Raw genomic sequence first — 25,287 nt, forward strand, 5'->3', positions numbered from 1 at the left:
TCTCCCTGACATCGTTTGGCTGGATGCTGACGCGAGCACCATGAGTCCCTCGGATTGGGATGAGGCGTTGGGCCGCTCAGTGGGCGTGTTCCTCAACGGCGACGGCATTCACGGACGCGACAACCAGGGACGGCGCATTACCGACGTCAACTTCCTGCTCTACTTCAATGCAGACCAGGACGAGGTAGGCTTCCGGATCCCGTCCGATGAGTACGCTCCGGCCTGGGACATCATGATCGACACCGCTGGTGAAGGCGCAGAGGCAGGCGTCGTCAAACCTGACCAGATCCTCATGGTCGGGGCAAAGTCACTGGTGGTGCTCCGTGCCCACAGCACTCCGGAGATTGAGCCCGACCATTCGGTGGCGGCCTCGTTGGCTGCGCTGACGCAAACGAGCACCCCGGAAACGGCATCCATCACGGCTCCGGCCGTGACGTCGCTGCCCTTCGACTACAAGGGCGAAGCACCGGCAAACGAGGAAACCGGAGAAGCTAAGAAGGCGGACTCATGAAAACGCCAGTCTCCACCTACCGGCTCCAGATCCGACCCGGGCTGACACTCCAGGACGCGGCGGAACTCACAGGCTACCTGCGCTCGCTCGGCATTGACTGGGTGTACTTGTCACCCATCCTGACGGCGGAGGAGGGCTCGGACCACGGTTACGACGTCACCGATCCTTCCACTGTGGACCCTGCACGCGGAGGTCCTGAAGGGCTCACGGCTTTGTCCAAAGCTGCCCGTGAGCAGGGTCTGGGCGTCCTTGCCGACATCGTGCCCAACCACATGGGCGTTGCCACACCCGGACAGAACTCCTGGTGGTGGCAGCTCCTGAAGGAAGGTCGCGGGTCCAAGTACGCCGAGGCCTTCGACGTCGACTGGGACTTCGGTGGCGGGAAGATCCGTATCCCGGTGCTGGGCAGCGACGACGACCTCGACCAACTCACTGTGGTGGATGGCGAACTGCACTACTACGATCACCGTTTCCCGTTGGCAGATGGCACCTACGGCCCAGGGGACAGCCCCCGGGACGTCCATGCCCGTCAGCACTACCAGCTCATGGGATGGCGCAGGGCAGATGCCGAACTGAACTACCGACGCTTCTTCGCCGTCAACACCTTGGCCGGGCTTCGGGTCGAGATCCCATGGGTCTTCGACGAGTCCCACCAAGAGATCGTGCGTTGGTTCCGTGAGGGCCTGGTGGACGGTCTCAGGATCGACCACCCGGACGGGCTCGCAGATCCTGAGGGCTACTTGTCGAGGCTGCGGGAAGCCACGGGCGGGGCATATCTTCTTGTCGAGAAAATCCTGGAACCGGGCGAACAATTGCCGGAAACCTTCGACTGTGAAGGTACCACCGGCTACGACGCCCTCGCCGATGTGGACCGGCTCTTTGTGGACCCCGCAGCGGAGGAATACCTCGACTCGCTCGATGCCAGGCTGCGGGATGCGGACGCCCCGGCGGACTACGAGACCATGATCCACGGCACCAAGCGCCGCATCGCGGACGGCATTCTGAGGTCGGAAATCCTCAGGCTCGCACGCCTGGTACCACCGTCCATGGACTTGCCCGCGGACAAGGTGGCCGACGCCATCGCGGAAGTCATCTGCTGCTTCCCCATCTACCGCACCTATCTGCCCTACGGCGAGGACGTCTTGGTGGAATCCATCCACCGAGCCGCGGAAAGCCGTGCGGATCTCAAGGATGTGCTGGAAGACCTGACCCCGCTGCTGCTTGATTCCTCCGGTGCATTGGCCCAGCGGTTCCAGCAGACCTCCGGCATGGTCATGGCCAAGGGTGTGGAGGACACGGCCTTCTTCCGTTACACCCGTCTGGGGACACTGACGGAGGTGGGTGCCGATCCCACCGAATTCGCTGTTTCCAGTGAGGTCTTCCATGAGCGCATGGTCCGCCGACAGCAGGCCTTGCCTCTGTCCATGACCACGCTGAGCACCCATGACACCAAACGAAGCGAGGACGCCCGGGCGCGTATATCGGTCATTTCCGAGGCCGTCCCGGAGTGGGAACTTTTCCTCGGGACGGTCCAGGAGTTGGCCCCGATTCCAGATGGCCCGTTGGCCGCGCTGGTGTGGCAGTCAATTGTTGGTGCATGGCCGGCAGACCGGGGACGGCTGCAGTCGTATGCCCTGAAGGCGGCGCGTGAAGCCGGGAATTCCACCAACTGGACCGACCCCGACCAAGAGTTCGAGCGTCACCTGGCTGCCGCCGTCGACTCCGTTTTTGATGTGCCTGAGGTTGCAGCGGCGCTGGCTAATTTCGTAGCGGAGCTTGAACCGTATGGGACCTCCAATTCGTTGTCAGCCAAGCTGATCCAGCTGACCATGCCCGGTGTTCCCGACGTCTACCAAGGCTCGGAGTTCCGGGACGGTTCCCTGACCGACCCGGACAACAGGCGCCCTGTTGACTTCCAAGCCCGGATGTCTGCGTTGGAAGAGCTGGACAAGGGGGCCTCGCCGTCATTCACCGACGAAGCCGCCAAGTTGTTGGTGGTGTCCCGTGCCCTCAGGCTGCGGCGCGACCGGCCCGAGCTGTTCGGCGGCTATGTGCCGGTAGTAGCGCAAGGTTCCGCGGCCGGTCACGTAGTGGCTTTCGACCGCGGCGCCGAAGGACGCGGTGCCCTCACCGTTGCCACGCGCCTGCCCAAGCGTCTTGCCGGGGACGGCGGGTGGCGGGACACGTCAATCGAGGTGTCCACCACCGTCAGGGACGAACTCACGGGCGCTACCTATGATGCCGGCACCATCCCCCTGGTGACGCTCCTTGATAAGTACCCTGTGGCCCTGCTGGTGCCAACGGACTAACGCACGTCATCACAACCATCGCTGCAACGCACGCTTGAACACGCATAAGGGAGCATGATGCTGGAGCACGCTGCTGGAAAAAACCGCTACGACGTCTGGGCGCCGAACGCTGATTCGGTCCGGCTTCTTGCCGATGGGCGCGAGTACACCATGGAACAACACCACGACGGCGCCGCGCCCGGTTGGTGGCGGGCGCCGGCTGAGGCGGCCGGTCAGGAAGGCGACGGTGTGCCGTACGGGTACATCGTCGATGGCGAAGGGCCGTTCCCGGATCCGCGCTCGCGGCGCCAACCGGACGGCGTTCACGGGTTGTCCGCCACGTTTGATCCCTCCGCCCATCAGTGGCAGGACTCAGGCTGGAAGGGCCGGCAACTCAAGGGGGCTGTCATCTATGAACTGCACCTGGGCACCTTCACCCCTGAGGGCACCTTGGATGCAGCCGCCGGCAAGCTGGACTACCTGGTGGACCTGGGTGTGGACTTCATCGAGCTGCTGCCGGTCAACGGTTTCAACGGAGTCCACAACTGGGGTTACGACGGCGTTCTCTGGTACGCCGTCCACGAGCCCTATGGCGGCCCGGCTGCGTACCAGCGATTCGTTGATGCCGCGCACGCCGCTGGCTTGGGAGTCATCCAGGATGTTGTGTACAACCACCTTGGACCGAGTGGGAACTACCTGCCCAAATTCGGTCCCTACCTGAAGGCGGGGGAGGGCAACACCTGGGGTGACTCGGTCAATCTGGACGGACCTGGATCAGACGATGTTCGCCGCTACATCCTCGAAAACGCCGCCATGTGGCTTCGGGACTATCACGTGGACGGACTGCGTCTTGATGCTGTTCATGCCTTGCGCGACGAGCGCGCCGTGCACATCCTCGAGGAGTTCGGAGCACTGGGGGATGAAATCGAGGCGGAGACGGGAATTCCCCGGACCATGATCGCGGAATCGGACCTGAACAATCCGCGGCTCATCTACCCGCGCAAGGACAACGGTTATGGGCTCGAGGGCCAATGGAGCGACGACTTCCACCACGCAGTGCACGTCAACCTGAGCGGGGAGACCACCGGCTACTACGCGGACTTTGACTCCCTTGCCGTCCTGGCGAAGGTCCTGGAGCACGGCTTCCTTCATGATGGCAGCTACTCCAGCTTCCGGGGACGACACCATGGCAGGCCAATCAGGCACGACCTCGCCCACCCGTCCGCACTGGTGGTGTGCCTGCAGAACCACGACCAAATCGGCAACCGGGCAACCGGTGATCGGCTCACTGCGTCGTTGTCCTACGGAAAGCTGGCTATCGGTGCTGTGCTGACCATGACGTCCCCCTTCACGCCCATGTTGTTCATGGGCGAGGAGTTCGGGGCTTCCACTCCCTGGCAGTTCTTCACCTCCCACCCGGAACCTGAGCTTGGAAAGGCTACGGCGGAGGGGCGGATCAAGGAGTTCGAACGCATGGGATGGGACCCCGCTGTGGTGCCCGACCCGCAGGACCCGGAAACGTTCCAGCGTTCCAAGCTCAAATGGGACGAAGCCGGTGAAGGCGATCACGGGCGCTTGCTGCAGTTGTACAGGGATTTAGCACAGCTGCGCCGGAATACTCCGGAGCTGGTTGAGGGCGGCTTCGAGGCGACATCCGTTGAGTTCGACGACGACGAACACTGGCTTCAGTTCTCCCGCGGAAAGGTCCGGGTGGTCTGCAACTTCGGGGACGAAGCTCTCGAGACCCCGCTGAGCGGCTCGGTGTTGCTGGCTACCGACAACAAAGCAGCCCTGGAAGATGGTACGTTGACGCTTCCCGGCGGTAGCGCCGCCGTCGTGCGCGTCCACTAAGCCTGTCCAACGGGGGTGACGGCGCCCACATGGCGGACACCGCCGTCGCCCCCGTTTGTGCAGTGGCAGGATGGTACGTATGACTTATTCGGCTGCGGAAAACCGCTACGAAACCATGCCCTACCGCCGCGTCGGACGCAGTGGACTGAAGCTCCCCGCAATCTCGCTGGGCCTCTGGCACAACTTCGGCGACGACAAACGATTCGACGAACAGCGCGCCATCCTGCGTCGTGCCTTCGACCTCGGCGTGAACCACTTCGACCTCGCCAACAACTACGGACCGCCGGACGGATCAGCGGAGACCAACTTCGGGCGTCACTTGAAGGACGACTTCAAGCCGTACCGTGACGAACTGGTGATCTCCACCAAAGCCGGCTACTACATGTGGCCCGGCCCTTACGGCGAGTGGGGGTCCCGTAAGTACCTGATCTCCAGCCTCGACCAGTCGCTGGAGCGGATGGGCCTGGAGTATGTGGACATTTTCTACAGTCACCGACCCGATCCCGAGACACCCCTGGAAGAGACCATGGGTGCGTTGGACTACGCGGTCCGGTCCGGCAAGGCCCTCTATGCCGGTATCTCCTCCTACACTCCTGAGCAGACGCTCGAAGCTGCACGGATCCTCAAGGAACTCGGAACCCCGCTGCTCATCCACCAGCCCAGCTACTCCATGCTGAACCGCTGGACAGAGAACGGCTCGCCCAACCTCTACGAAGCACTGGACCAAGTGGGTGCCGGTTCCATCGCGTTCTCGCCTCTGGCCCAGGGAATGCTCACCAACCGGTACCTCAACGGTGTTCCGGCCGACTCCCGTGCAGCAAAGGAACGGTTCCTTTCGGAGTCCGCGTTGACCGAAGACAAATTGGACCGCGTACGGGGACTGAACGCCATTGCCGAGGGGCGTGGGCAGACGCTCGCGCAGATGGCCATTGCGTGGATCCTGCGCGACCAGCCCAAGGGCTCGCCCGTCACCTCTGCGCTGGTTGGTGCTTCCAGCGTGGCGCAGCTCGAGGACACCCTCAGCGCAATCAACAACCTGAAGTTCACCACCGATGAGCTGACCGCGATTGACGAATTCGCCGTGGAATCGGACATCAACCTGTGGGAGCAGAAGTAGCTTCCATGGACTGACACAAACAGCGGGGGCCGGCAGGGAACAAAACCGGCTCCCGCTGTGTTGGTTACAATGCAAGTGTGCGCCGAATGGCGCCGTGCCATTCAGCCGTGCCCTGGACTCAGTCAGGATGCGCCTGGCACCTGAGGTTATTTCTCAAAAGGAGTTCCGTGTCTTCACATCCGATTCGTGTTGCCATTGTCGGCGTAGGTAACTGCGCCGCATCGTTGGTCCAAGGTGTTCAGTACTATCGCGACGCTGACCCCAAGGCCACGATCCCGGGTCTGATGCACGTGGAGTTCGGCAAGTACCACGTCAACGACGTCCAGTTCGTTGCTGCTTTCGACGTCGATAGCAAGAAGGTTGGGCTGGACCTCGCGGACGCCATCGGTGCCAGCGAAAACAACACCATCAAGATCGCCGACGTTCCCGCCACGGGTGTGACTGTTCAGCGCGGCCACACCTTGGATGGTTTGGGTAAGTACTACCGCGAAACGATCGTTGAAGCTTCGGAAGAAGCCGTTGACATTGTCGCCGCTCTCCGCGAAGCCAAGGCCGACGTCATGGTCTGCTACCTGCCCGTTGGCTCGGACCAGGCTGCAAAGTTCTACGCCCAGTGCGCCATCGACGCCGGCGTTGCTTTCGTCAACGCACTGCCCGTCTTCATTGCAGGCACCAAGGAGTGGGCTGACAAGTTCACCGAAGCCGGTGTCCCGATTGTTGGCGATGACATCAAGAGCCAGATCGGTGCCACCATCACGCACCGCGTCATGGCCAAGTTGTTCGAAGACCGCGGTGTCACCTTGGACCGCACGTACCAGTTGAACGTCGGCGGCAACATGGACTTCAAGAACATGTTGGAGCGCGACCGCCTTGAGTCCAAGAAGATCTCCAAGACCCAAGCTGTTACGTCCAACGTTGAAGCTGAGCTGCACGCCGATGACGTCCACATCGGACCGTCCGACTACGTTGCCTGGCTCGATGACCGCAAGTGGGCCTTCGTACGCCTTGAAGGCCGCAACTTTGGCGATGCCCCCGTTTCCCTCGAGTACAAGCTCGAAGTCTGGGACTCCCCGAACTCCGCCGGCGTGATCATCGACGCCATCCGCGCTGCGAAGATCGGCCTGGATCGCGGCATCGGCGGCCCGCTGCTCTCCGCTTCGAGCTACTTCATGAAGTCCCCGCCGGAGCAGTTCAACGACGACCTCGCCCGCGACAAGGTTGAAGCCTTCATCCGCGGCGACATCGAACGCTAAACGTTCCTTCACGCCAGGCGCCCCTGTATTCCGATACGGGGGCGTTTGTCGTATCCCGGACCCTCTATCAGGTCCCGCGGGTTTTGGCGCGTCCCTCTTTCAGGTCCCGCGGGTTTGGGCGCGTCCCTCTTTCAGGTCCCGCGGGTTTGGGTGGGTCCCTCTATCAGGTCCCGCGGGTTTGGGTGGGTCCTTCTTTCAGGTCCCGGGGGTTTGGGTGGCTCCCTCTTTCAGGTCCCGCGGGTTTGGGTGTGTCCCTCTATCAGGTCCCTGGCTCTACATTGCTTCGCAGCAAAGACTTCGTTGACATGTCCCAGGGACTCGACCTCTGCTTACAACCGTTCGTTTTCGGCCAAGATTGTCTGGTGTTCCCCGCGCCACAAGCCCCCGATCATCGGGTACCGGATCCGGGTCGGGACTCCCGCGTCCTCCGGGTGCCGGCGCAGGCACGAGCCCGTTCCTAAAAGTACTGCCCATCCTCGATTTTTTAGCTACCTGCTTCGCCGATCGATTCGCGGACAAATGCAGCCACAGATCCCCAACGGGCAGCGGCTTCAAATATTCACAAACTGCAGCCTCCCATCAAGCCGGCCGGCTCGGGAAACAGTGCAGCCGTAACCCGTCCAAGCCCGGGGGTTGTGGGAGGGGGTTGGGTTGGTGCCCGGGGGTTGTGGGAGGGGATTGGGTTGGTGCCCGGGGGTTGTGGGAGAGGGTTGGGTTGAAGCCCGAGGGATGTGGGAGGGGGTTGGGTTGAAGCCCGAGGGATGTGGGAGAGGGTCAGAATAGGCCCGTGGGTTGACCTTCGGCGTCCACGTCCATGCGCATGGCGGCCGGTTCCTTGGGCAGCCCGGGCATGGTCATGACAGCGCCGGTCAACGCGACAATGAACCCGGCGCCGGTCTTGGGGATCAGCTCGCGGACGTGCACTGTGAAACCTTTGGGCGCCCCCAGCCTGGAGGCATCGTCCGTGAATGAGTACTGTGTCTTGGCCATGCAGACGGGAAAGTCCTGCCAGCCGTTCTTCTCGATCTCGGCAAGGCGCCTGAGGGCAGGAACCGAGAATTCGACGCCGTCGGCCCCGTAGATTTCCTGCACGATGGTCCGGATCTTCTCCTCCACAGGCAGCTCCAGCGGGTAGAGATGGTGGAAGTCCGACGGCGAGGACAGGGCCGCTGCCACCTTTGTGGCAAGCTCGTCACCACCGTCGCCCCCTCCGCCCCGGCCCCAGACATCGGCGACGGCGGCTTCCACGCCTTCCGCCGCGCACCAAGCGAGCAGCCATTCCAGTTCCTCGGGGGTGTCCGTGGCGAATTTGTTGATGGACACGATGGGGGAGATGCCGAACTTCGAGACGTTCCGGACGTGTCTCCGGAGGTTCTCCACTCCGGCAGCCACGGCCTCTACGTTCGGCTGGCTGAGTTGGTCCTTGGGGACCCCGCCCTGCATCTTGAGGGCACGGATGGTGGCAACAACCACGACGGCGGATGGGGCCACCTCGTCGATTCTCGCCTTAATGTCCATGTACTTCTCAGCGCCGAGATCGGCTCCGAACCCGGCTTCAGTGACCACGATGTCGGCCAGCTGCATGGCCGTGCTGGTGGCTATGAGTGAGTTGCAGCCATGGGCGATGTTGGCGAACGGGCCACCGTGGACCAACGCCGGCGTTCCTGCGATGGTCTGGACCAGGTTGGGCTTGATGGCATCCTTCAACAGCATGGTCAGGGCACCCTCTACGCCAAGGTCCGAAACTGTGACCGGTGCGCGATCATAGGTGTAACCAAAAGTGATCCGGCCGAGCCGTGCGCGGAGGTCGTCCAGGTCCTTGGCCAGGCAGAACACCGCCATGATTTCGGACGCGACAGTGATGTCAAAGCCGTCCTGTCTGGGCACGCCCTGCACAGGTCCGCCGAGACCGATGACCACTTCCCGCAGCGCGCGGTCGTTCATGTCCAGCACCCGTTTGAAGGTCATGCGCCGGGGATCGATGCCGAGTTCGTTGCCTTGGAAAATGTGGTTGTCCACCAGCGCCATGAGGGCGTTGTTGGCGGACGTGATCGCATGGAAGTCGCCGGTGAAATGCAGGTTGATGTCATCCATCGGCAGCACTTGGGAGTATCCGCCGCCGGTGGCTCCTCCCTTCATGCCCAGGATGGGACCGAGGGAGGGCTCGCGAAGGGCAATCATCACCTTGTGTCCTGCCCGGGCCAAGGAGTCCGCAAGGCCTACGGTGGTGGTTGACTTGCCTTCACCTGCCGGGGTGGGGGACATTGCCGAGACCAGCACCACTTTGCCGGAGGACTTGCCCGCAGGAAAGACCAGCTTGGCCGGATTGATCTTGGCCTTGTAGGGCCCGTACAACTCAAGGGCGTCCACGGGTATGCCCGCCTGTTGGGCGATGTCCACAATGGGCAGGATGGTGGCGTTGCGGGCAATCTCAAGATCCGACATGACCTTGTCTTCAGACATCATTGTCCTTCGGCTGGTTGTCCCCGCAGCGGGCTTGGTGCTGCAGGCGTTGGTTCGCTGTGCGCGTCAATCTACCAGTCCCTGCTGGTGATCCGGCGAAGACTCAGCGCCGGGGAACCAACAGGCCGCCTACTGCTTCGCGGTAGCTTTCCAGGGTGATGGCTGCCGTCCGCTGCCATCCGAAGGACTCGGCATGGGTGGCAGCCAACCGGCCCATGTCTTCCCGTGTCTGGACGTCGTCGTAGAGGTCCTCCAGCGCGTCTGCCCAATCAGAGGGGTCGTGCCCGTCCACCAGCATGCCGGTGCGGCCGTCGGAAATGGCGCGGGAGAGGCCGCCGACGTTAGTGGCCACTACGGGTGTACCGCACGCCTGTGCTTCCAAGGCCACCAAACCGAATGATTCGCTGAAGGAGGGCATTACCACCACGTCTGCGGAGCGGAACCAGCTGGCCAGCTCCGGAGCCACAACCGGCGGCCGGTGCGTGACGACGTCGGCCAGCCCGGCGTCTTCGATGATGTGCTGGAGGTTGAAGTCCTTGGCCCCGCTGAGCGAACCCAAAATTGTCATTTCAAGATCGATGTCCGGCCGGCGCTTGCGGAGGATTCCCGCGGCCTTGACAAAAACCTGCGGTCCTTTGAGCCGTTGGATCCTGCCGGCGAAGAGGATATGGAAGCTGTCCGGCCTGACACCCCGCAGGGAACGTGACTTCCGCCGGAAGGATGGCGTAAATACTTTGAGGTCCACGCCGGGCGGGGCGACGTCGATCCTGTCGAGATCGGCCCCGTAATGGGAAACCAGCTCTTCGGCTTCGGCAGGAGTGTTGGCCACCAGCCGGGCCGCGCCATCGACGATCCGCTGCTCACCCTCTTCACGCCGACGGGGCTCGGGCCGCTCACCGGATTCCAGGACGAGGTTTTTGACCTTGGCCATGGTGTGCATGGTGTGCACCAGGGGAACACCCCAGAGCTGGGACAGTTCAAGTCCCGCCACACCGGAAACCCAATAGTGGGAATGGATGGCGTCGTAGCGGCCGTGCAGTTGGCTTCCACGGATCCGGTCGATTTGTTCCACCATCTGGTGCAGGAGGGCGGGCAGCTCTTCCTTGGGCACTTTATGGCGCGGTCCCGCCATGACGTTATGGACGCAGACGCCCGGCCCGGGATGTTCGACGGCGGCCTGGCCGGCTTTGGTGGACCGGGTGAAGATTTCGACTTCCACGCCGGATTCCGCGAGTGCCATGGCCAAGGCCCGCACGTAGACGTTCATCCCACCGGCGTCTCCGGCTCCTGGCTGTTCCATGGGGGAGGTGTGCAAGGACAGGAACGCCACCCGACGGATCAACGGCACCGCATTCCTCCTGACACTTCCCAGCAAACAGCAAACAGCAAACACGCCTTTGCCCTGCAGAAAACACTACTCCTGCTGATCCAAGCCATCCCACGGCAACCCGGCTATGTGGACAAGACTGCTACCGTGGCGCCTGTGAGCCAAGAACAGACTTTCGACATCCGCAAAGCCACCCCTGAAGACTGGCCCGGGATCTGGGCCATCCTGGAACCGGTGATCCGCGCCGGTGAGACCTTCACCTGGGACCGCGACACCGCAGAAGAAGCAGCCCGGAGCAAATGGACCAAGGAAGCCCCCGGCCAGACGTTCGTAGCTGTGGGCAAGGACTCAGGCGACATCCTGGGAACAGGGGAGTTCCACGCCAACCAGGCCGGAGGCGGCAGCCACGTGGCCAACGCCGGGTACATGGTGGGAGCCAACAACTCGGGGCAGGGAATTGCCCGCGCACTCTGTGCCTATTCATTGAGCGAAGCCAAGGCAGCAGGCTTCTACGCCATGCAGTACAACGCCGTGGTGGAAAGCAACGTCCGGGCGGTGTGGCTGTGGCAGTCCATGGGCTTCCGGATATTGGCCACGGTGCCTGAAGCGTTCGATCACCCGGAAATCGGGTACGTCGGCCTGCACGTCATGTACCGGAAGCTGTAGCTCCCCACAACCTTTGCAGTTCGTGAAATGCGGCCTCGTATCCGGCCAGCAGCTGCTCTCCCAGCGCCTCCGAACCAATCAACGGATGCGCCGCGAACGCCCCGACGGCCGCACTGCGCTCGCCGTGCACCACTGCTCTGATCGTCAGTCGCTCCACCTCCTTGACGTGCTGCATCAGCGTGAGGAACTGCCCGCCGGGCCGTTCTTGTGCAAGCGGCCACGCGCCGTCGTCCGTCACCTCGCAGGGAACCTCGACGACGGCGTCCGCCGGCAAACCGGGCACCGCCACCTCGGCAACAGGCCCGGCAAGCGACACCGGGGCGTTGGGCACGTTCAGAATCAGCCGGGCAGGACCACCGCCGGACAACGCCCGCATTACGGACAACGCCACGCGCTCATAGCCGCCGCCTGCGAGATCGGCCTCGTACCGTTGCTCGCCTTGGGCGCGGGCCTCTGCCAGGTAGCCTTCCTCACGGGACCTGCGGGCGCTGTCCCACAACTCAAAGGCGTGCGGGGCCTGGACCAGGGCAGGGTAGAGGGAACTCTGCTGGTGGTGGATGGAGGTCCCCCGTGTTTCGCGTTGCCTCCGGATGGCGTCGGTGGCTTGCGTCGTTTGGTAGTAGTAGTACAGGTATTCGTTGGGCAGGCAGCCGAGCTGGAGCAGGGTGTGCTGCCCGAACAACCTGCCTTCTTCCATGGACTCGAGCGCAGCGTGGTCGGCGAGCAGCCCTGGCAACAGGTCCTGCCCGCCGGGAGCCAGCCGATAGAGCCAGCCGAGGTGGTTCAGCCCGAAGTAGCCCACGCCGTCGAGCTTTCCTTCGGCCAGCGGCGAGCCGGCAGCCCGCGCCGCCCGCTGGACCAGGCCGCTTGCGGAATCGCAGATGCCGATGACCTTCCGCCCCAACACTGGTACCAAAGCCTCCGTGACCATGCCGGCGGGATTGGTGAAATTGATGAGCCAGGCCTCGGGGCAATGCTGCCGCATCGCTTCGGCGAGTTCCAGCATGCGGGGGATCGAACGGAGCGCGTACGCGATCCCGCCGGCGCCCGTGGTTTCCTGTCCGAGCAAGCCCAAGTCCAATGCCACGCGTTCGTCGGAGATCCTCCCCGCAGTGCCGCCCGGCCGGATGGCCGCAAACACCATGTCCGTTCCGGTGAGAGCCTCGTGCAGGTCGGTGGACACCACGACGACGGGCGGGGAACCGTCCGCGGCGGGCATGTCCCGTATGACGGCCTCAATAGCTGCCAGCCGCTCGGCGTCCACATCGAAGAGCACCAACTCCTCCACCAGGCCGGCGAAGGGGCCCGTGCACAAGGCCCGGTAGACAAGGGGTACCCGGAAGCCGCCGCCACCGGCGATCATGAGCCGCATGACCCGAGTCTATGCACGCCTCCCCATCTATGCAGCCCGGTAAGGTGCAGCGTAGTCTGCGGTGCATGGACGCTATGCCCCAGCGACGCTTTGATCCCCTTGCTTCCATACGGTCCGACGGGGAGCAACACTGCGACCTCCTCCTGACAGGAACGGTTTTCCAGGACATCATCTTCACGGGCCTGCCCCACTCGCCCGAACCCGGCACGGAGATCTGGAGCGAGGGCATGGGAAGCTGCCCCGGCGGGGTGGCCAACCAAGCCATCGCTGCTGCCCGGCTGGGCCTGCGCACCAATCTCGCCGCCACCTTCGGGGACGATGGCTACGGAGACTACAACTGGCAGATCCTCGAAAGCCAGGAACACGTGGACCTCTCACTTTCGAGGAAGGTTCCGGGCTGGCACTCACCCGTGACCGTATCCCTCTGCGTGAACCAGGACAGGTCCATGGTCACCCACGGACATCCGGCGCCCATCAGTTCTTCGGAGCTCATGGGCAAACCGCCCAGGGCGCTCGCCGCCGTCGCTGACCTGGGTGAAGAACTGGAGCCGTGGATGCTCGCGGCAAAGGAAAGCGGCACCAAACTTTTCGGTGTGGTGGGTTGGGACCCCACAGGGGAGTGGTCCGAACGGCGGCTGGACTTACTGGAAAACTTCCATGCCTTCCTGCCCAATGCGCCCGAAGCCATGGCCTTCACCGGCAAAGCGGACCCGTGGGCTGCGCTGTACTCCCTGGCAGACCGCGTTCCCGTGGCCGTGGTGACGCTCGGACCCCAAGGCGCGGTTGCAGTGGACTCCGAGACCGGCGAGGAAGAATGGGTGCCCTCCCTCCCGGTCTCGGCCTACGACCCCACAGGCGCGGGCGACTGCTTTGGGGCGGCCTTCATAGTGGGTTGCCTGGCGGGGTGGAGGTTGGGGGACCGGCTTCGCTTCGCCAACCTGTGCGCCTCACTGGCAGTCCAGGAAGTGGGTGGCTCACTGGCGGCTCCGGGATGGGGTGACATCGCGGACTGGTGGCAGCGGGCCAATGCGCGGAAGGAACGGCAGTCCAGCCAGTGGCTGCGGCGCTTCGCGTTCCTGGAACCGATCGTCAAGGATATCCCGGCCGAAGCCCAGCGACGTGCCCGGGCCACGATCGCGCATTTGTCGGACGCACAGTAGCGACGCACAGTGGCGAAGCACAGGAAGGGCCGGCAGTTAACCCGAATTCACCGGCCCTACTAGAATCTCTAGGGTGACTTACGAAGCAGCTGCAGATATCGGTATCGGGTCGAAAGCCTCCATAGCAAAATCGGCGGTGCTGGAACGCTCCGCCATCATTGACCTCGAAGCCGTGCGGCACAACGTTCGTCAATTCGTCGGCATCGCCTCCCCGGCAGCTGTCATGGCCGTGGTCAAGGCTGACGCTTATGGCCACGGAGCCGTCCAAGTGGCCCGCGCAGCGCTCGACGCCGGGGCGGCCTGGTTGGGTGTGGCGCACATTTCCGAGGCGCTCGCCTTGCGCGCCGCCGGTGTGGATGCGCCCTTGCTGGCTTGGCTGCACACCCGTGAGAGTAACTTCCAGGCAGCAGTAGCCGCCGGTGTCGACGTCGGAATTTCCGGCTGGGAGCTGGACGCCGTGGTAGCGGCAGCCCGCGAACAGGAACGGCCCGCGCGCGTTCATTTGAAGGTAGACACCGGGCTGGGTCGTAACGGTTGCACCATTGCCGACTGGGACCAGTTGGTGGGTCAAGCCATGGACTACCAGGACCAAGGCCTGCTGCGCGTGGTGGGCATCTTCTCGCACCTCGCCGTGGCAGATGAGCCGCACCGTCCCGAAACCGATGAACAGCTGGCAGTATTCCGTGAGGCAATCGCCATGGCTGAGGACGCCGGTGTGGACACTGAAGTCCGTCACATCGCCAACACCCCGGCCACGCTGTCCCGCCCGGACTCCCACTTCGACCTTGTCCGCGTAGGCCTTGGCATCTACGGATTGTCGCCGTTCGAAGGGGCAACGTCCGCGGAACTTGGGCTGCATCCGGCCATGACGGTCCGGACCCTGCTGTCCAACTGCAAGAAGGTCCCCGAAGGCCAGGGCGTTTCCTACGGACTCAACTACCGAACCAGCCAGGAAAGCACACTGGGCCTGGTGCCGTTGGGTTACGCGGACGGTGTCCCCCGCATTGCCACCGGAGGTCCTGTGAGGGTGGACGGAACCAATTACTCGGTGGTAGGCAGAATTGCCATGGACCAGATGGTGATCGACCTGGGACCGGTGTCCCCTGAAAAGGCGGCAGGCCTCAAGGGTGCCGAAGCCGTCATGTTCGGCAACGGTGCAGACGGAGGCCCTACGGCTGACGACTGGGCCGCGGCCGCGGGCACCAACAACTACGAAATCGTCACCCGCATCAGCCCCAGGGTGCCACGCAGCTACGTCAACGAGCTGCCCGCCCCGGCCGATGCCCACAGCGCAGCAAGGACGGCAGCGCTATGAGCGAAGCCCAGTGGGAGCGGACGCTCAAGGTCACGACGGCGGAGCAGACGCATGCGCTCGCAGCAGCATTGGGTGGGGTACTTGAAGCCGGGGATCTCCTGGTCCTGACCGGCGAGCTGGGTGCGGGTAAGACGACGTTCACCCAAGGGCTGGGCGAAGGCCTTGGGGTGCGTGCGGGCATCATTTCACCCACGTTCGTGTTGGTACGGATCCATCCCAACCTTGCCGATGGCCCGCGACCCGGAGGCCCGGATCTGGTCCATGTGGATGCCTACCGGCTGGATTCGTCAGCGGAGATCGATGACATCGATCTGGAGAACACCATGGACACTGCCGTTACCGTAGTGGAGTGGGGCCGGGACCGGGTGGAGCACCTCTCGGACAGCCGTTTGGAGATTGACCTGCACCGGTCGGTCGGCGGGGCGGTCGCGGCAAACCCGGCAGCCCCGGCAACCCCAACGGACGGCGACGTCCTGGACTTCGACACCGATGACGACGACGAACCCCGCACCCTTGATTTCCGTGGTTACGGTCCCCGCTGGGCTGAGGTTCCGCGGGTCCTGGAAGCCCCATCACCAGAGAAAGGCAACTAATGCTGATCCTGGCAATAGACACCTCGGCCGTGGCAAGCGCCGCACTGATTTCCAATGACGCCATGGAGAGCGTGGTGGATTCCTTCGCCACCGAAGACACCCGCAGCCATGCTGAAGTCCTGGCGCCCGGGATCGAAAAACTCCTGGCCGGAGCCGGAGTTACGGGTGCGGATATCGATGCGATTGTCGCCGGGGTTGGACCGGGCCCGTTTACGGGTCTGCGCTCCGGCATTGCGACTGCGCGAACCCTGGCCTTCGTCTGGAACAAACCGTTGTACGGACTCATGAGCCTGGATGCGATCGCCTTGGAGGTGGCGGAGTCCACTGCTGCCACTCCTGAATTCCTGGTGGCCACGGATGCGCGGCGCAAAGAGGTTTACTGGGCCCGCTACACGCTGGCACAGGATCAGCTTCCCGAGCTCGTGGACGGCCCCCATGTTGGTTTCGCCTCCGAACTTCCGGACTTGCCGGTGTTTGGTGCAGGCGCAGGCTTGTATGCCGATGTCCTTAAGGCGAATGAGGACTTTGCCGCCACCCAGCCTGACGCGGCCGCACTGGGCCAGTTCGCTTTGGCCAGACTCACTGCGGGGCAGGCCTTGTTGGACTCCACCCCGCTGTACCTGAGGGAGTCCGACGCCCAGGTACCCGGGCCACGTAAGCGCGCGCTGTGAGGGAGCGGAAACTGTGAAATTCCCACCCAAGCCTGAACTCGCAGGGGTTCGCCTCCGCGACATGACCGAGGCCGACATCCCTGCGGTGGAGACCCTGGAGCGCCGGTTGTTTCCGGTGGATGCGTGGCCCTTGCAGATGTTCTTCGATGAACTGGCCCAGCCTGAAACCCGTCGCTATGTGGTGGCCGAGGTCGCCGGGGAGATCGTGGCGTATGCCGGGTTGATGTGCATTGAGCCGATCGCGGATGTCCAGACGATCGCCGTCGTGCCTGAATTCGAAGGAAAGGGCATTGGCTCCGCCGTCCTGACCGAACTCATCGATGAAGCACGGCGCCGCCGCGCGGCCGATGTCCTCCTGGAGGTGCGGGCGGACAACCCCCGCGCCCAGCAGTTGTACCTGCGCTTCGGCTTCGAACAGATCCACGTCCGTCCCCGCTATTACCGGGACGGCACGGATGCCCTGATCATGCGGCTTGAACTGAACAAACCCCACGAAGGAGCTACAGCGTGAGCGGCGCTTATCCGGAACACCCCAAGCAGCCTTTGGTGCTTGGCATCGAGTCCTCGTGCGACGAGACCGGTATAGGGATCGTGCGGGGCAACACGCTGCTCACCAACACGGTGTCCTCGTCCATGGAGGAGCATGTACGTTTTGGCGGCGTCATCCCGGAGATCGCTTCCCGCGCGCACCTGGACGCCTTTGTGCCCACCTTGCAGGAGTCGCTGCAGGAGGCTGGTGTGACGTTGGATGAAATTGATGCCATCGCCGTCACTTCGGGTCCGGGGCTCGCAGGCGCACTGATGGTAGGTGTTTGTGCTGCCAAGGCCTTGGCCGTCGCTACCGGCAAGCCGCTCTACGCCATCAACCATTTGGTGGCGCACGTTGGGGTGGGTCTCCTTGATCGCACGTCGGCGCAGGATGGCAAGCCCGACGCCGGTGCTGCCGCCGGCCTGGGTGCCGGCACGTTGCCGGAAAATCTCGGCGCACTGTTGGTCTCGGGTGGGCACACGGAGATTCTGCGCATCAGGAGCATCACTGACGACGTGGAGTTGCTGGGTTCAACCATCGACGACGCCGCAGGCGAAGCCTACGACAAGGTGGCGCGCATCCTCGGCCTCGGGTACCCGGGTGGACCTGCCATTGACAAACTGGCACGCCAGGGCAATCCCAAGTCAATCCGTTTCCCCCGGGGCCTCTCGCAGCCGAAGTACATGGGAACGGCCGAAGAGAAGGGCCCGCACCGTTATGACTGGTCTTTCAGCGGCTTGAAGACAGCCGTGGCCCGGTGCGTTGAACAGTTTGAGGCCAGGGGTGAGGAAGTGCCCGTGGCAGACATTGCGGCGGCTTTCCAGGAAGCCGTGGTGGACGTGATCAGTTCCAAGGCCGTCCTGGCCTGCAAGGAACATGGCATTACCGATGTCCTTCTCGGTGGAGGAGTGGCAGCGAACTCGCGGTTGAGGGAACTGACCGGGCAACGCTGTGCTTCGGCAGGGATCAGGCTCCACGTCCCACCCCTAAACCTGTGCACTGACAATGGTGCCATGGTGGCGGCCCTCGGTGCGCAGTTGATCATGGCAGGTGTTGGGCCGAGCGGAATTGGCTTTGCCCCCGATTCCTCCATGCCGGTCACGACGGTGTCAGTACCGGCCTAGCGTGGGGAGTTAAGCGTCCGGACCCTTGCGCATCTGCTGTACGAGGTCCATGACAACTGCCTGCAGGTCTCCGTCGTGCTCGGCAGCAACACGCCGTTGGCGCTGGTAGCTGGCTCCGCGTTCGATGATTTTCAAGACGTCGGCCAGCTCTTCGGAGCAACCGAGCTTAGCTGCCACTGGTTCCAGCCGGGCGACTGTCTCGGCGAGGTGTTCGGTGACCAACTGCTCATTGCCCTGGGCGTCAAGGATGATGATGGCCTCCATGCCGTACCGCGCGGCACGCCATTTGTTCTCCTGGACATGCCATGGCGGCATGGTGGGAATGCTGCCGCCTGCGTCCAGGGTTGAGGAGAACTCGTCCACCAGGCACTGGGTCAGCGCAGCAATGGCGCCTACTTCTTCAAGCGTGGCCAGGCCGTCGCAGATGCGCATTTCGATGGTGCCCAGGTTTGAAACGGGGCGGATGTCCCACCGGATTTCGGACGTGGAGTCGATGACCCCTGTGGTGAACATGTCCTGGACGTAGGACTCGTACGCCTCCCAGGTTTCGAACTGGAAGGGCAGCCCGGCGGTGGGAAGCTGCTGGAACATCAGGGCGCGTTGGGATGCATACCCTGTTTCCTCACCCGCCCAGTAGGGGCTGGAGGCGGACAGTGCCTGGAAGTGCGGGAAGTAGTTGACCAAGCCATCCAGGATGGGGAGGACTTTGTCGCGGCGGTCAATGCCCACATGGACGTGCACGCCGTATATGACCATCTGGCGGCCCCACCATTGGGTCCGCTCGATGAGTTTGGCGTAGCGCTCTTTGTCCGTGACGGGTTGGAGCAGGGGAGGGCTGAAGGGGTGGCTGCCTGCGCAGAAGACTTCGACGCCCATGGGGTCCGTAACTTCGCGGACCGCAGCGAGTGAACGGCCAAGGTCCTCTTTGGCGTCCTTGACGGTCTCGCAGATGCCGGTGACCAGTTCCACAGTATTGAGAAGCAGTTCGCGCTTGATATGGGGGTGTTCGTCGTCCTCATTGAGGTCCGGGTGGTTGGCGGCGACACCCTTCAGGACATCGTTCGCCACCGATACAAGTTCCCCGGTGCGTGCATTGACGAGCGCCAACTCCCATTCCACACCCAGTGTCGATTGCCTGGATGGCGCAAAATCAATCTGCACGTAGTCCCCTCATTGCGGTGGTATCAGCCGGACACGGTTCCCCGCTGTGGGGCCGCCAGCGGTCGGATCAAGTCTAATGCAGCGGGAACACCCGTAATATCGGCGGGCAGGCGCCCCGTCATCTTCTCTCGTTTGCTAATGAGAACAGTTCGCATTAGACTCAACCCATGCACCTCACAGTCGTCAGTTCCCTGGACAGCCAATGCCGGGAGGCCGCCACCACGAGGCTCGGCCGCACCCATGAGAACTCCGTGGTGGTCCTCCACGATCTCCTGGACGGTTCACTGGTCCTTCGTCGCGTCTACCGCGGCGGGCAGCTCTTCGAACGCGAAACCACGGTCCTGGAGCACGGTTGCCTCAGCTGCACTGTCCGGCTCGACGTTGTTCCAACGGCGGAACGGCTCGCAGCGTGCGGCTTTGACCATGTGGTGCTTGGCCTGCCGCCGGGTGTTGCCGCCGGAATGGCCGTGGCAGAGCTTCGCCGTGGCCTCAGCCGGCCGGCTGAGATCGACAACGCCGTGCTCGCCATCGACCCTGCGGATCTGGATGACCACATCTGGGATCGCCACACACTTTACGAATCCGGCTTCACCTCCATGCCCCAGGACGAGCGCACCAGTGGCGAATTCCTGATCGGTGAGTTCGGCCAGGTGGACACCGTAATGGTCCACCCGGGCCTGGGGGCAGTGCTGACCGGGGACCCCCGCGAGGGGGCGGAGCCATGGCTCCTTGGCCTGGAACTGCTGGGCCAGTTGGCACCCCATGCCCACGCCGTCGGAGCGGCTGACGAATTCCGGCCGGGATGCTTTGACGATGCCGAAGCAGCGGCACGCAACCGGCCCGGCGTCGTGCGTGTTCCCCTGAACCAGGCGCCGGGCCCCTTTCGGACCGTGCTTCACAGAACCGGCCGTCCGCTCCACCCCGGACGGTTCCGGGATGCCCTGCCGCAACTGGCGATCGGGACCCATTGGCTGCGCGGCCGTCTCTGGATCGCGTCGGCTCCCACGCGGAGGATCGCCGTCCAGGGCATAGGGCCCAGGGTATGGCTCGAAAGTACCGGGAACTGGGTGGCCGACTCCGCCGAAGCGGGCCTTGGCAAGGGGCCTGCAGGAAAGGCCGGCTCCGATGTCGATGCCTTCCTTGACTGGCATCCGCACCACGGGGACCGCGGCACTGTCCTGGCCGTTACCGGACGCTCGGAGGACATTGATCCCGCCGAAATCCGCGAACTCTTGGACGGATGCCAATTGACGGAAGCCGAAACTGGACTTCGGCGTCTGGGACGACCCCCTGGAACTCAGCGACGCCCTCTAAGCCGCAACACCCAACAGAAGGAGAAATACCATGAAGGTCAGGAATTCGCTGCGTGCCCTCAAGAAGATCCCCGGCGCGCAGATCGTGCGCCGGCGCGGGCGTACCTTCGTCATTAACAAGAACAACCCGAGGATGAAGGCGCGCCAGGGTTAGTCGCACGGCAGCGCTGGAACGGCAGTGTCAGGGGTGCGTTGTTTAATGGGGGAATGCCAATCCTGAACAAAGACATGTCCCTGTGCATTTCGCTTGCGGCCCGGCCCAGCAACATCGGGACCAGGTTCCACAATTATCTGTACGATCTGCTCGGCCTGAACTTTGTCTACAAGGCATTCGCCCCGGCGGACATCACGCTCGCAGTGGCTGGCATCCGCGGCCTCCCCATCCGGGGCGCCGCGGTGTCCATGCCCTACAAGGAAGCCGTCATCCCGTTGGTTGACGTGATGGACCCCTCAGCCAAAGCCATCGATTCGGTGAACACCATTGTCAATAACGACGGCGTCCTCACCGCCTACAACACCGACTACATCGCCATTGCACGGCTCCTGAAGGACCATCAGGTCCCCAACAGCCACACCGTTCTGCTCCGCGGTGCCGGCGGCATGGCCAAGGCAGTCGCCGCCGCCCTCCGGGACGCCGGGTTCACTGCCGTCACTATCGTGGCCCGGAATGAAGCCACCGGCAGGGCCCTCGCGGACCTTTACGGATTCAGCTGGCAGGACGACGTCAATGGCTCAACAGCGGACCTCATCATCAACGTCACCCCGCTGGGGATGGCGGGCGCGGACGAGGCGGCCCAGTCCTTCGATGACGCCACAATCGGCGCGGCACAGGTGGTCTTTGACGTCGTGGCCTTGCCGTCCGAGACCCCGTTGATCAGCGCTGCCCGGAAGGCGGGCAAGAAGGTAATCACGGGCGCGGAGGTCATTGCCATCCAAGCCGAGGAACAGTTTGTCCTCTACACGGGCGTGCGCCCCAGCGCTGAGCAGGTCCGCGAAGCCTCGGAGTTCTCCCGCCGCTGACGCCCTAGCCCGTTACCGGCTCCACCACAACAGCCACTCTTTCCTCGCCGATCCTGGTGAGGACGAGGGTGGCTGTTTTCGCGTCTTTGCCCTTGACGGGTTTGGCGGGAAGAAGTTGCTTGCGCAGTTCCTCAGGAGTCACGGCCGTGCCACGCTTCTTAATGTCCAGAACGGTGATGCCGTTGCTTTTCACCCAGGCTTTGAGGGCCTTGACGTTGTAGGGCATTACTTCCAGCACCTTGTAAGCGCGGGCAAAAGGTGTGTCGTGCAGCCCGGGAGCGCAGATGTAGGCGATGTGTTCGTCCACCAGATGCCCGCCCAATTGTTCTGCGATGTCAGCCACCAGTCCGGCGCGGATCACGGCGCCGTCGGGTTCGTAGAGGAAACCCTCCACAGGCCCGACGGCGGCTGCCGGGCCGCCGTCGAAGTCCTCGCCGCTGGTGATTTCAGCCGCGCCCTGGCTGCCGATGACCAAAGCCGCACGGCGCACTCCGGGGCGGGCCACGGCGTTGAACCACAAGGTCACCTCGGTGACGTCACCGCCTACCGAGACCCATTGGGCCTCACAGCCGGAGGGGACTGATTCGTGGGGGATGCCCGGCCCCATTTTGACGCCGATGGCACGTCCGGTTGCTGCCAGTTTCTCCACGAAGGACAGCGGAGGAGAGAAAGCTTCGGGGTCCCAGATCCGCTTGGTTCCCGACGTAGAGGTGGTGCGTCGTGCGGGGTCCAGCCATACGCCGTCGATCCCGTCCAGTTCCACGGACGTGGCATCGGAGTGCACCACAGTGGCATGCGGAAACGGCATGAGGTTGATGGTGGCGCAGGCGGCAGTGGTTTCATCCATTTCAACGGCAGTTACCGAGATGTCCATGGACGCCATGGCCATGGAGTCGGCGCCGAGGCCACAGCCGAGATCGGCCACATGGGAAATCCCGGCCTTGATGAAGCGTTCGGCATGCCGGGCAGCCACGTTCAGGCGCGTGGCCTGTTCCAACCCTGCTTGGGTGAACAGCATCTGCCGGGCAAACTCACCGAACTTTACCTCCGCACGTGTCCGCAACCTGGATTGCGTGAGGACGGCGGCCACCAGTTCAGGGGAGTGACCGGCCTTCCTGAGGTCGGCGTTGAGGCTGAAAGAGTCCGCTTCGCGGTAGGGCCCCAAGGAGGCAAGAAGTTCCCATCCTTCGGTGGTCAGCAAGGGTGCGATCTGTTCCTGCGGTGCGTGAGGCATGGGATTAAGCCTAACGGCGCGGCACTTGGGAACATGACCGGCGAAGCAGCCCGATAGGGTTGTTTGCATGGAAGACACCGCAGCCCAGCACCCCTCCACCATCACAAAGTTTGCGCGACCCGCCCTCATCGCGGGAGCCGTGATCGCCGTGGTCTGCATCGGCCTGCTGATCATTATCTTCGCCTTGGATTCCTTCAATGCCGCCACCTATTCCGTCGCCGGGAAGAGCGTCAGTGACGCCACCGATGAAGCACGTGACATCCGGGATCTCTACAGCGGCGCCCGCACCGGCGGGATCATCACCCTGGTGATTTCCGGCGTCGTTGCTGTTGCCGCCGCCGTGCTCCTGTACATGAACCGCGGGAACGCCCCACTGGACGAGGATGACGATGGCCAGGACTACGACCTGGAGGACCTGACGGGCCGCTGACGGACGTTCACCCATGACGAAATGCTGGCACTCGCCTTGACCGAGTGCTAACGCTTACATAGAGTCTTGTTAGCACTCTCCCCCGGAGGGTGCTAATCACGCCAAGCGTCTTCCGGCACCGCGACGACGGTTGTACGCTCCGGCACCCTAGTTCTTAGTCCATGAATCAGCTCATGAAAAGGAGAGTCCGAGTGTCGGTCTCGATTAAGCCTCTTGAGGATCGTATTGTTGTTCGCCCGCTCGAAGCAGAGCAGACCACGGCTTCCGGCCTGGTCATTCCGGACTCCGCACAGGAGAAGCCGCAGGAAGGCGAAGTTGTTGCAATCGGCCCCGGCCGCTTCGATGACAACGGCAACCGCGTACCGGTTGACGTAGCTGTTGGCGACGTCGTCATCTACTCCAAGTACGGTGGAACCGAAGTCAAGACCGGCGGCAACGAGTACCTCGTTCTGTCCGCCCGCGACGTCCTTGCGATCGTCGTAAAGTAACTTCCCGGAGCCCCGCACCGCCGTCGCGTTGGAATCATTCCAGCCGTCAGCGGTGCGGGTTTTCTGTCTTGAAAGGACACAACCATGGCAAAGCAGCTTGCTTTTAACGATGCTGCCCGCCGGTCTCTTGAGGCCGGTATCGACAAGCTCGCCAACACTGTCAAGGTGACGCTTGGCCCGCGCGGCCGCAACGTCGTGCTGGACAAGAAGTGGGGCGCTCCCACGATCACCAACGACGGCGTGACCATCGCCCGCGAAGTTGAGCTTGACGACCCCTACGAAAACCTTGGCGCACAGCTGGCCAAGGAAGTAGCCACCAAGACCAACGACGTCGCCGGCGACGGCACCACCACGGCTACCGTTCTGGCACAGGCCCTGGTCAAGGAAGGCCTGCGCAACGTTGCTGCCGGCGCCGCTCCGGGTGAGATCAAGCGCGGCATCGAGGTTTCCGTTGAAGCCGTTGCAGCCCGCCTCCTGGAGAACGCCCGCGAAGTAGAAGGCACCCAGGTTGCCAGCGTCGCAGCCATCTCCGCACAGAGCGACGAAGTTGGCGAACTGCTCGCTGAAGCGTTCGGCAAGGTGGGCAAGGATGGTGTCATCACCATTGAAGAATCCTCCACCACCCAGACCGAACTGGTCCTTACTGAGGGCATGCAGTTCGACAAGGGCTACCTTTCCCCGTACTTCGTCACCGACGCAGAGCGCCAGGAAGCCGTCCTCGAAGACGCCCTCATCCTGATCAACCAGGGCAAGATCTCCTCGCTGCAGGACTTCCTGCCGCTGCTGGAGAAGGCCCTGCAGGCCAACAAGCCGCTCTTCATCATTGCTGAAGACATCGAAGGCGAAGCCCTGTCCACGCTGATCGTCAACCGCATCCGCGGAACGCTCAACGTTGTAGCCGTCAAGGCTCCGGGCTTCGGCGACCGCCGCAAGGCCATGCTCCAGGACATCGCCACGCTCACGGGCGCCCAGGTTGTGTCCCCGGACCTCGGCCTGACCCTGGACACCGTTGGCCTCGAGGTACTCGGTACCGCACGCCGCATCACGGTGACCAAGGACAACACCACCATTGTTGACGGCGCCGGCTCGGCCCAGGACGTGTCGGACCGTGTTGCCCAGCTTCGTGCTGAGCTCACCCGGACGGACTCTGACTGGGACAAGGAAAAGCTGCAGGAACGCCTGGCCAAGCTGGCCGGCGGCATCGGTGTCATCAAGGTCGGCGCAGCCACTGAGGTTGAGCTGAAGGAAAAGAAGCACCGCATCGAGGACGCTGTTTCCTCCACGCGTGCAGCACTTGAAGAAGGCATCGTTTCCGGTGGCGGTTCCGCACTCATCCACGCCCTCAAGGCACTGGATGAGTCCCCGGCCGTCCAGGCGCTGGAAGGTGACGCGGCAGCTGCT

21 protein-coding genes and 2 pseudogenes are annotated in these 25,287 nt (G+C 63.3%); 18 read left to right on the forward strand and 5 right to left on the reverse strand.

Translation table 11 applies throughout. The features are described from left to right. The 5 genes and pseudogenes from HP499_RS04170 to HP499_RS04190 form a co-directional block, all read left to right on the forward strand. Positions 1-511: pseudogene (locus HP499_RS04170) on the forward strand (glycogen debranching enzyme); the annotation flags it as partial. Then, positions 508-2,820, forward strand: coding sequence for a malto-oligosyltrehalose synthase (treY, locus tag HP499_RS04175; RefSeq protein ID WP_172322674.1), 2,313 nt, complete (start codon positions 508-510; stop codon positions 2,818-2,820). The pseudogene HP499_RS04170 and the gene treY, both read left to right, overlap by 4 nt. Positions 2,821-2,877: 57 nt before the next feature. Continuing rightward, the gene (gene treZ, locus HP499_RS04180; RefSeq protein ID WP_172322690.1) at positions 2,878-4,650 is read left to right on the forward strand and encodes a malto-oligosyltrehalose trehalohydrolase; all 1,773 of its coding nucleotides are present in this window, start codon (positions 2,878-2,880) and stop codon (positions 4,648-4,650) included. 79 nt (positions 4,651-4,729) lie between these two features. Further along, the gene (gene mgrA / locus HP499_RS04185; RefSeq protein WP_172322675.1) at positions 4,730-5,767 is read left to right on the forward strand and encodes an L-glyceraldehyde 3-phosphate reductase; all 1,038 of its coding nucleotides are present in this window, start codon (positions 4,730-4,732) and stop codon (positions 5,765-5,767) included. 167 nt (positions 5,768-5,934) lie between these two features. Further along, positions 5,935-7,020 carry an inositol-3-phosphate synthase gene (locus HP499_RS04190; protein WP_054808938.1) on the forward strand — a complete coding sequence of 362 codons (1,086 nt, stop codon included), beginning with the start codon at positions 5,935-5,937 and terminating at the stop codon, positions 7,018-7,020. 774 nt (positions 7,021-7,794) lie between these two features. Here HP499_RS04190 and HP499_RS04195 read toward each other — a convergent pair. Both HP499_RS04195 and mshA read right to left on the reverse strand, forming a co-directional pair. Next, positions 7,795-9,483, reverse strand: a complete 1,689-nt coding sequence (locus tag HP499_RS04195; RefSeq protein WP_172322691.1) for a formate--tetrahydrofolate ligase — start codon at positions 9,481-9,483, stop codon at positions 7,795-7,797. Between the two features lie 103 nt (positions 9,484-9,586). Further along, a complete protein-coding gene (gene mshA / locus HP499_RS04200) occupies positions 9,587-10,831 on the reverse strand; it encodes a D-inositol-3-phosphate glycosyltransferase (RefSeq protein ID WP_172322676.1) in 1,245 nt (414 codons plus the stop codon). A 126-nt stretch (positions 10,832-10,957) separates the two neighbouring features. On the opposite strand from mshA, the gene HP499_RS04205 reads away from it, so the two are divergent. Next, the gene (locus tag HP499_RS04205) at positions 10,958-11,476 is read left to right on the forward strand and encodes a GNAT family N-acetyltransferase (RefSeq protein WP_172322677.1); all 519 of its coding nucleotides are present in this window, start codon (positions 10,958-10,960) and stop codon (positions 11,474-11,476) included. On the opposite strand, the gene HP499_RS04210 is transcribed toward HP499_RS04205, so the two are convergent. Next, the gene (locus HP499_RS04210; RefSeq protein WP_172322678.1) at positions 11,457-12,848 is read right to left on the reverse strand and encodes a 6-phospho-beta-glucosidase; all 1,392 of its coding nucleotides are present in this window, start codon (positions 12,846-12,848) and stop codon (positions 11,457-11,459) included. The two genes, HP499_RS04205 and HP499_RS04210, sit on opposite strands and share 20 nt — an antisense overlap. Before the next feature lie 65 nt (positions 12,849-12,913). Here HP499_RS04210 and HP499_RS04215 point away from each other — a divergent pair, with 65 nt between their 5' ends. The 6 genes from HP499_RS04215 to tsaD all read left to right on the forward strand — a co-directional run bounded on the left by HP499_RS04215 (position 12,914) and on the right by tsaD (position 18,240). Further along, a complete protein-coding gene (locus tag HP499_RS04215) occupies positions 12,914-14,008 on the forward strand; it encodes a carbohydrate kinase family protein (RefSeq protein ID WP_253951392.1) in 1,095 nt (364 codons plus the stop codon). A 73-nt stretch (positions 14,009-14,081) separates the two neighbouring features. Continuing rightward, the gene (gene alr / locus HP499_RS04220) at positions 14,082-15,323 is read left to right on the forward strand and encodes an alanine racemase (protein ID WP_172322680.1); all 1,242 of its coding nucleotides are present in this window, start codon (positions 14,082-14,084) and stop codon (positions 15,321-15,323) included. Next, positions 15,320-15,916: a tRNA (adenosine(37)-N6)-threonylcarbamoyltransferase complex ATPase subunit type 1 TsaE gene (gene tsaE, locus HP499_RS04225; protein WP_172322681.1), complete on the forward strand. Its 597-nt coding sequence runs from the start codon at positions 15,320-15,322 to the stop codon at positions 15,914-15,916. The genes alr and tsaE overlap by 4 nt, the downstream gene beginning before the upstream one ends. Further along, on the forward strand, positions 15,916-16,587 hold the full coding sequence (tsaB, locus tag HP499_RS04230; RefSeq protein WP_172322682.1) for a tRNA (adenosine(37)-N6)-threonylcarbamoyltransferase complex dimerization subunit type 1 TsaB: 672 nt from the start codon (positions 15,916-15,918) through the stop codon (positions 16,585-16,587). Before tsaE ends, tsaB begins: the two co-directional genes overlap by 1 nt. A 13-nt stretch (positions 16,588-16,600) precedes the next feature. Further along, positions 16,601-17,098 carry a ribosomal protein S18-alanine N-acetyltransferase gene (gene rimI / locus HP499_RS04235; protein WP_172322683.1) on the forward strand — a complete coding sequence of 166 codons (498 nt, stop codon included), beginning with the start codon at positions 16,601-16,603 and terminating at the stop codon, positions 17,096-17,098. Then, positions 17,095-18,240 carry a tRNA (adenosine(37)-N6)-threonylcarbamoyltransferase complex transferase subunit TsaD gene (gene tsaD / locus HP499_RS04240; protein ID WP_172322684.1) on the forward strand — a complete coding sequence of 382 codons (1,146 nt, stop codon included), beginning with the start codon at positions 17,095-17,097 and terminating at the stop codon, positions 18,238-18,240. Before rimI ends, tsaD begins: the two co-directional genes overlap by 4 nt. 9 nt (positions 18,241-18,249) lie before the next feature. Here the strand turns inward: tsaD and HP499_RS04245 are convergent, their stop codons facing one another. Beyond that, a complete protein-coding gene (locus tag HP499_RS04245; protein WP_172322685.1) occupies positions 18,250-19,401 on the reverse strand; it encodes a glutamate--cysteine ligase in 1,152 nt (383 codons plus the stop codon). Positions 19,402-20,063: 662 nt separating this feature from the next. Between HP499_RS04245 and HP499_RS25025 the strand changes: the two are divergent. The 3 genes and pseudogenes from HP499_RS25025 to HP499_RS04260 all read left to right on the forward strand — a co-directional run. Continuing rightward, positions 20,064-20,585: pseudogene (locus tag HP499_RS25025) on the forward strand (GTP-binding protein); the annotation flags it as partial. A 160-nt stretch (positions 20,586-20,745) separates the two neighbouring features. Further along, the gene (ykgO, locus tag HP499_RS04255; protein ID WP_011775528.1) at positions 20,746-20,868 is read left to right on the forward strand and encodes a type B 50S ribosomal protein L36; all 123 of its coding nucleotides are present in this window, start codon (positions 20,746-20,748) and stop codon (positions 20,866-20,868) included. Between the two features lie 53 nt (positions 20,869-20,921). Continuing rightward, complete coding sequence (locus HP499_RS04260; protein ID WP_172322686.1) at positions 20,922-21,734, forward strand: shikimate 5-dehydrogenase; 813 nt, start codon at positions 20,922-20,924, stop codon at positions 21,732-21,734. 4 nt (positions 21,735-21,738) lie between these two features. On the opposite strand, the gene HP499_RS04265 is transcribed toward HP499_RS04260, so the two are convergent. Then, complete coding sequence (locus HP499_RS04265) at positions 21,739-22,968, reverse strand: class I SAM-dependent methyltransferase (RefSeq protein ID WP_172322687.1); 1,230 nt, start codon at positions 22,966-22,968, stop codon at positions 21,739-21,741. Positions 22,969-23,035: 67 nt separating this feature from the next. Here HP499_RS04265 and HP499_RS04270 point away from each other — a divergent pair, with 67 nt between their 5' ends. The 3 genes from HP499_RS04270 to groL form a co-directional block, all read left to right on the forward strand. Continuing rightward, positions 23,036-23,398, forward strand: coding sequence for a hypothetical protein (locus HP499_RS04270; RefSeq protein ID WP_172322688.1), 363 nt, complete (start codon positions 23,036-23,038; stop codon positions 23,396-23,398). A 191-nt stretch (positions 23,399-23,589) separates the two neighbouring features. After that, positions 23,590-23,886 carry a co-chaperone GroES gene (groES, locus tag HP499_RS04275; protein WP_011775524.1) on the forward strand — a complete coding sequence of 99 codons (297 nt, stop codon included), beginning with the start codon at positions 23,590-23,592 and terminating at the stop codon, positions 23,884-23,886. 84 nt (positions 23,887-23,970) lie between these two features. Then, a partial coding sequence (gene groL, locus HP499_RS04280) for a chaperonin GroEL (RefSeq protein WP_172322689.1) occupies positions 23,971-25,287 on the forward strand: 1,317 nt, incomplete at its 3' end.

Origin of the sequence: Paenarthrobacter sp. CM16, from assembly GCF_013179505.1 — a bacterium.
Classification (GTDB): domain Bacteria; phylum Actinomycetota; class Actinomycetes; order Actinomycetales; family Micrococcaceae; genus Arthrobacter.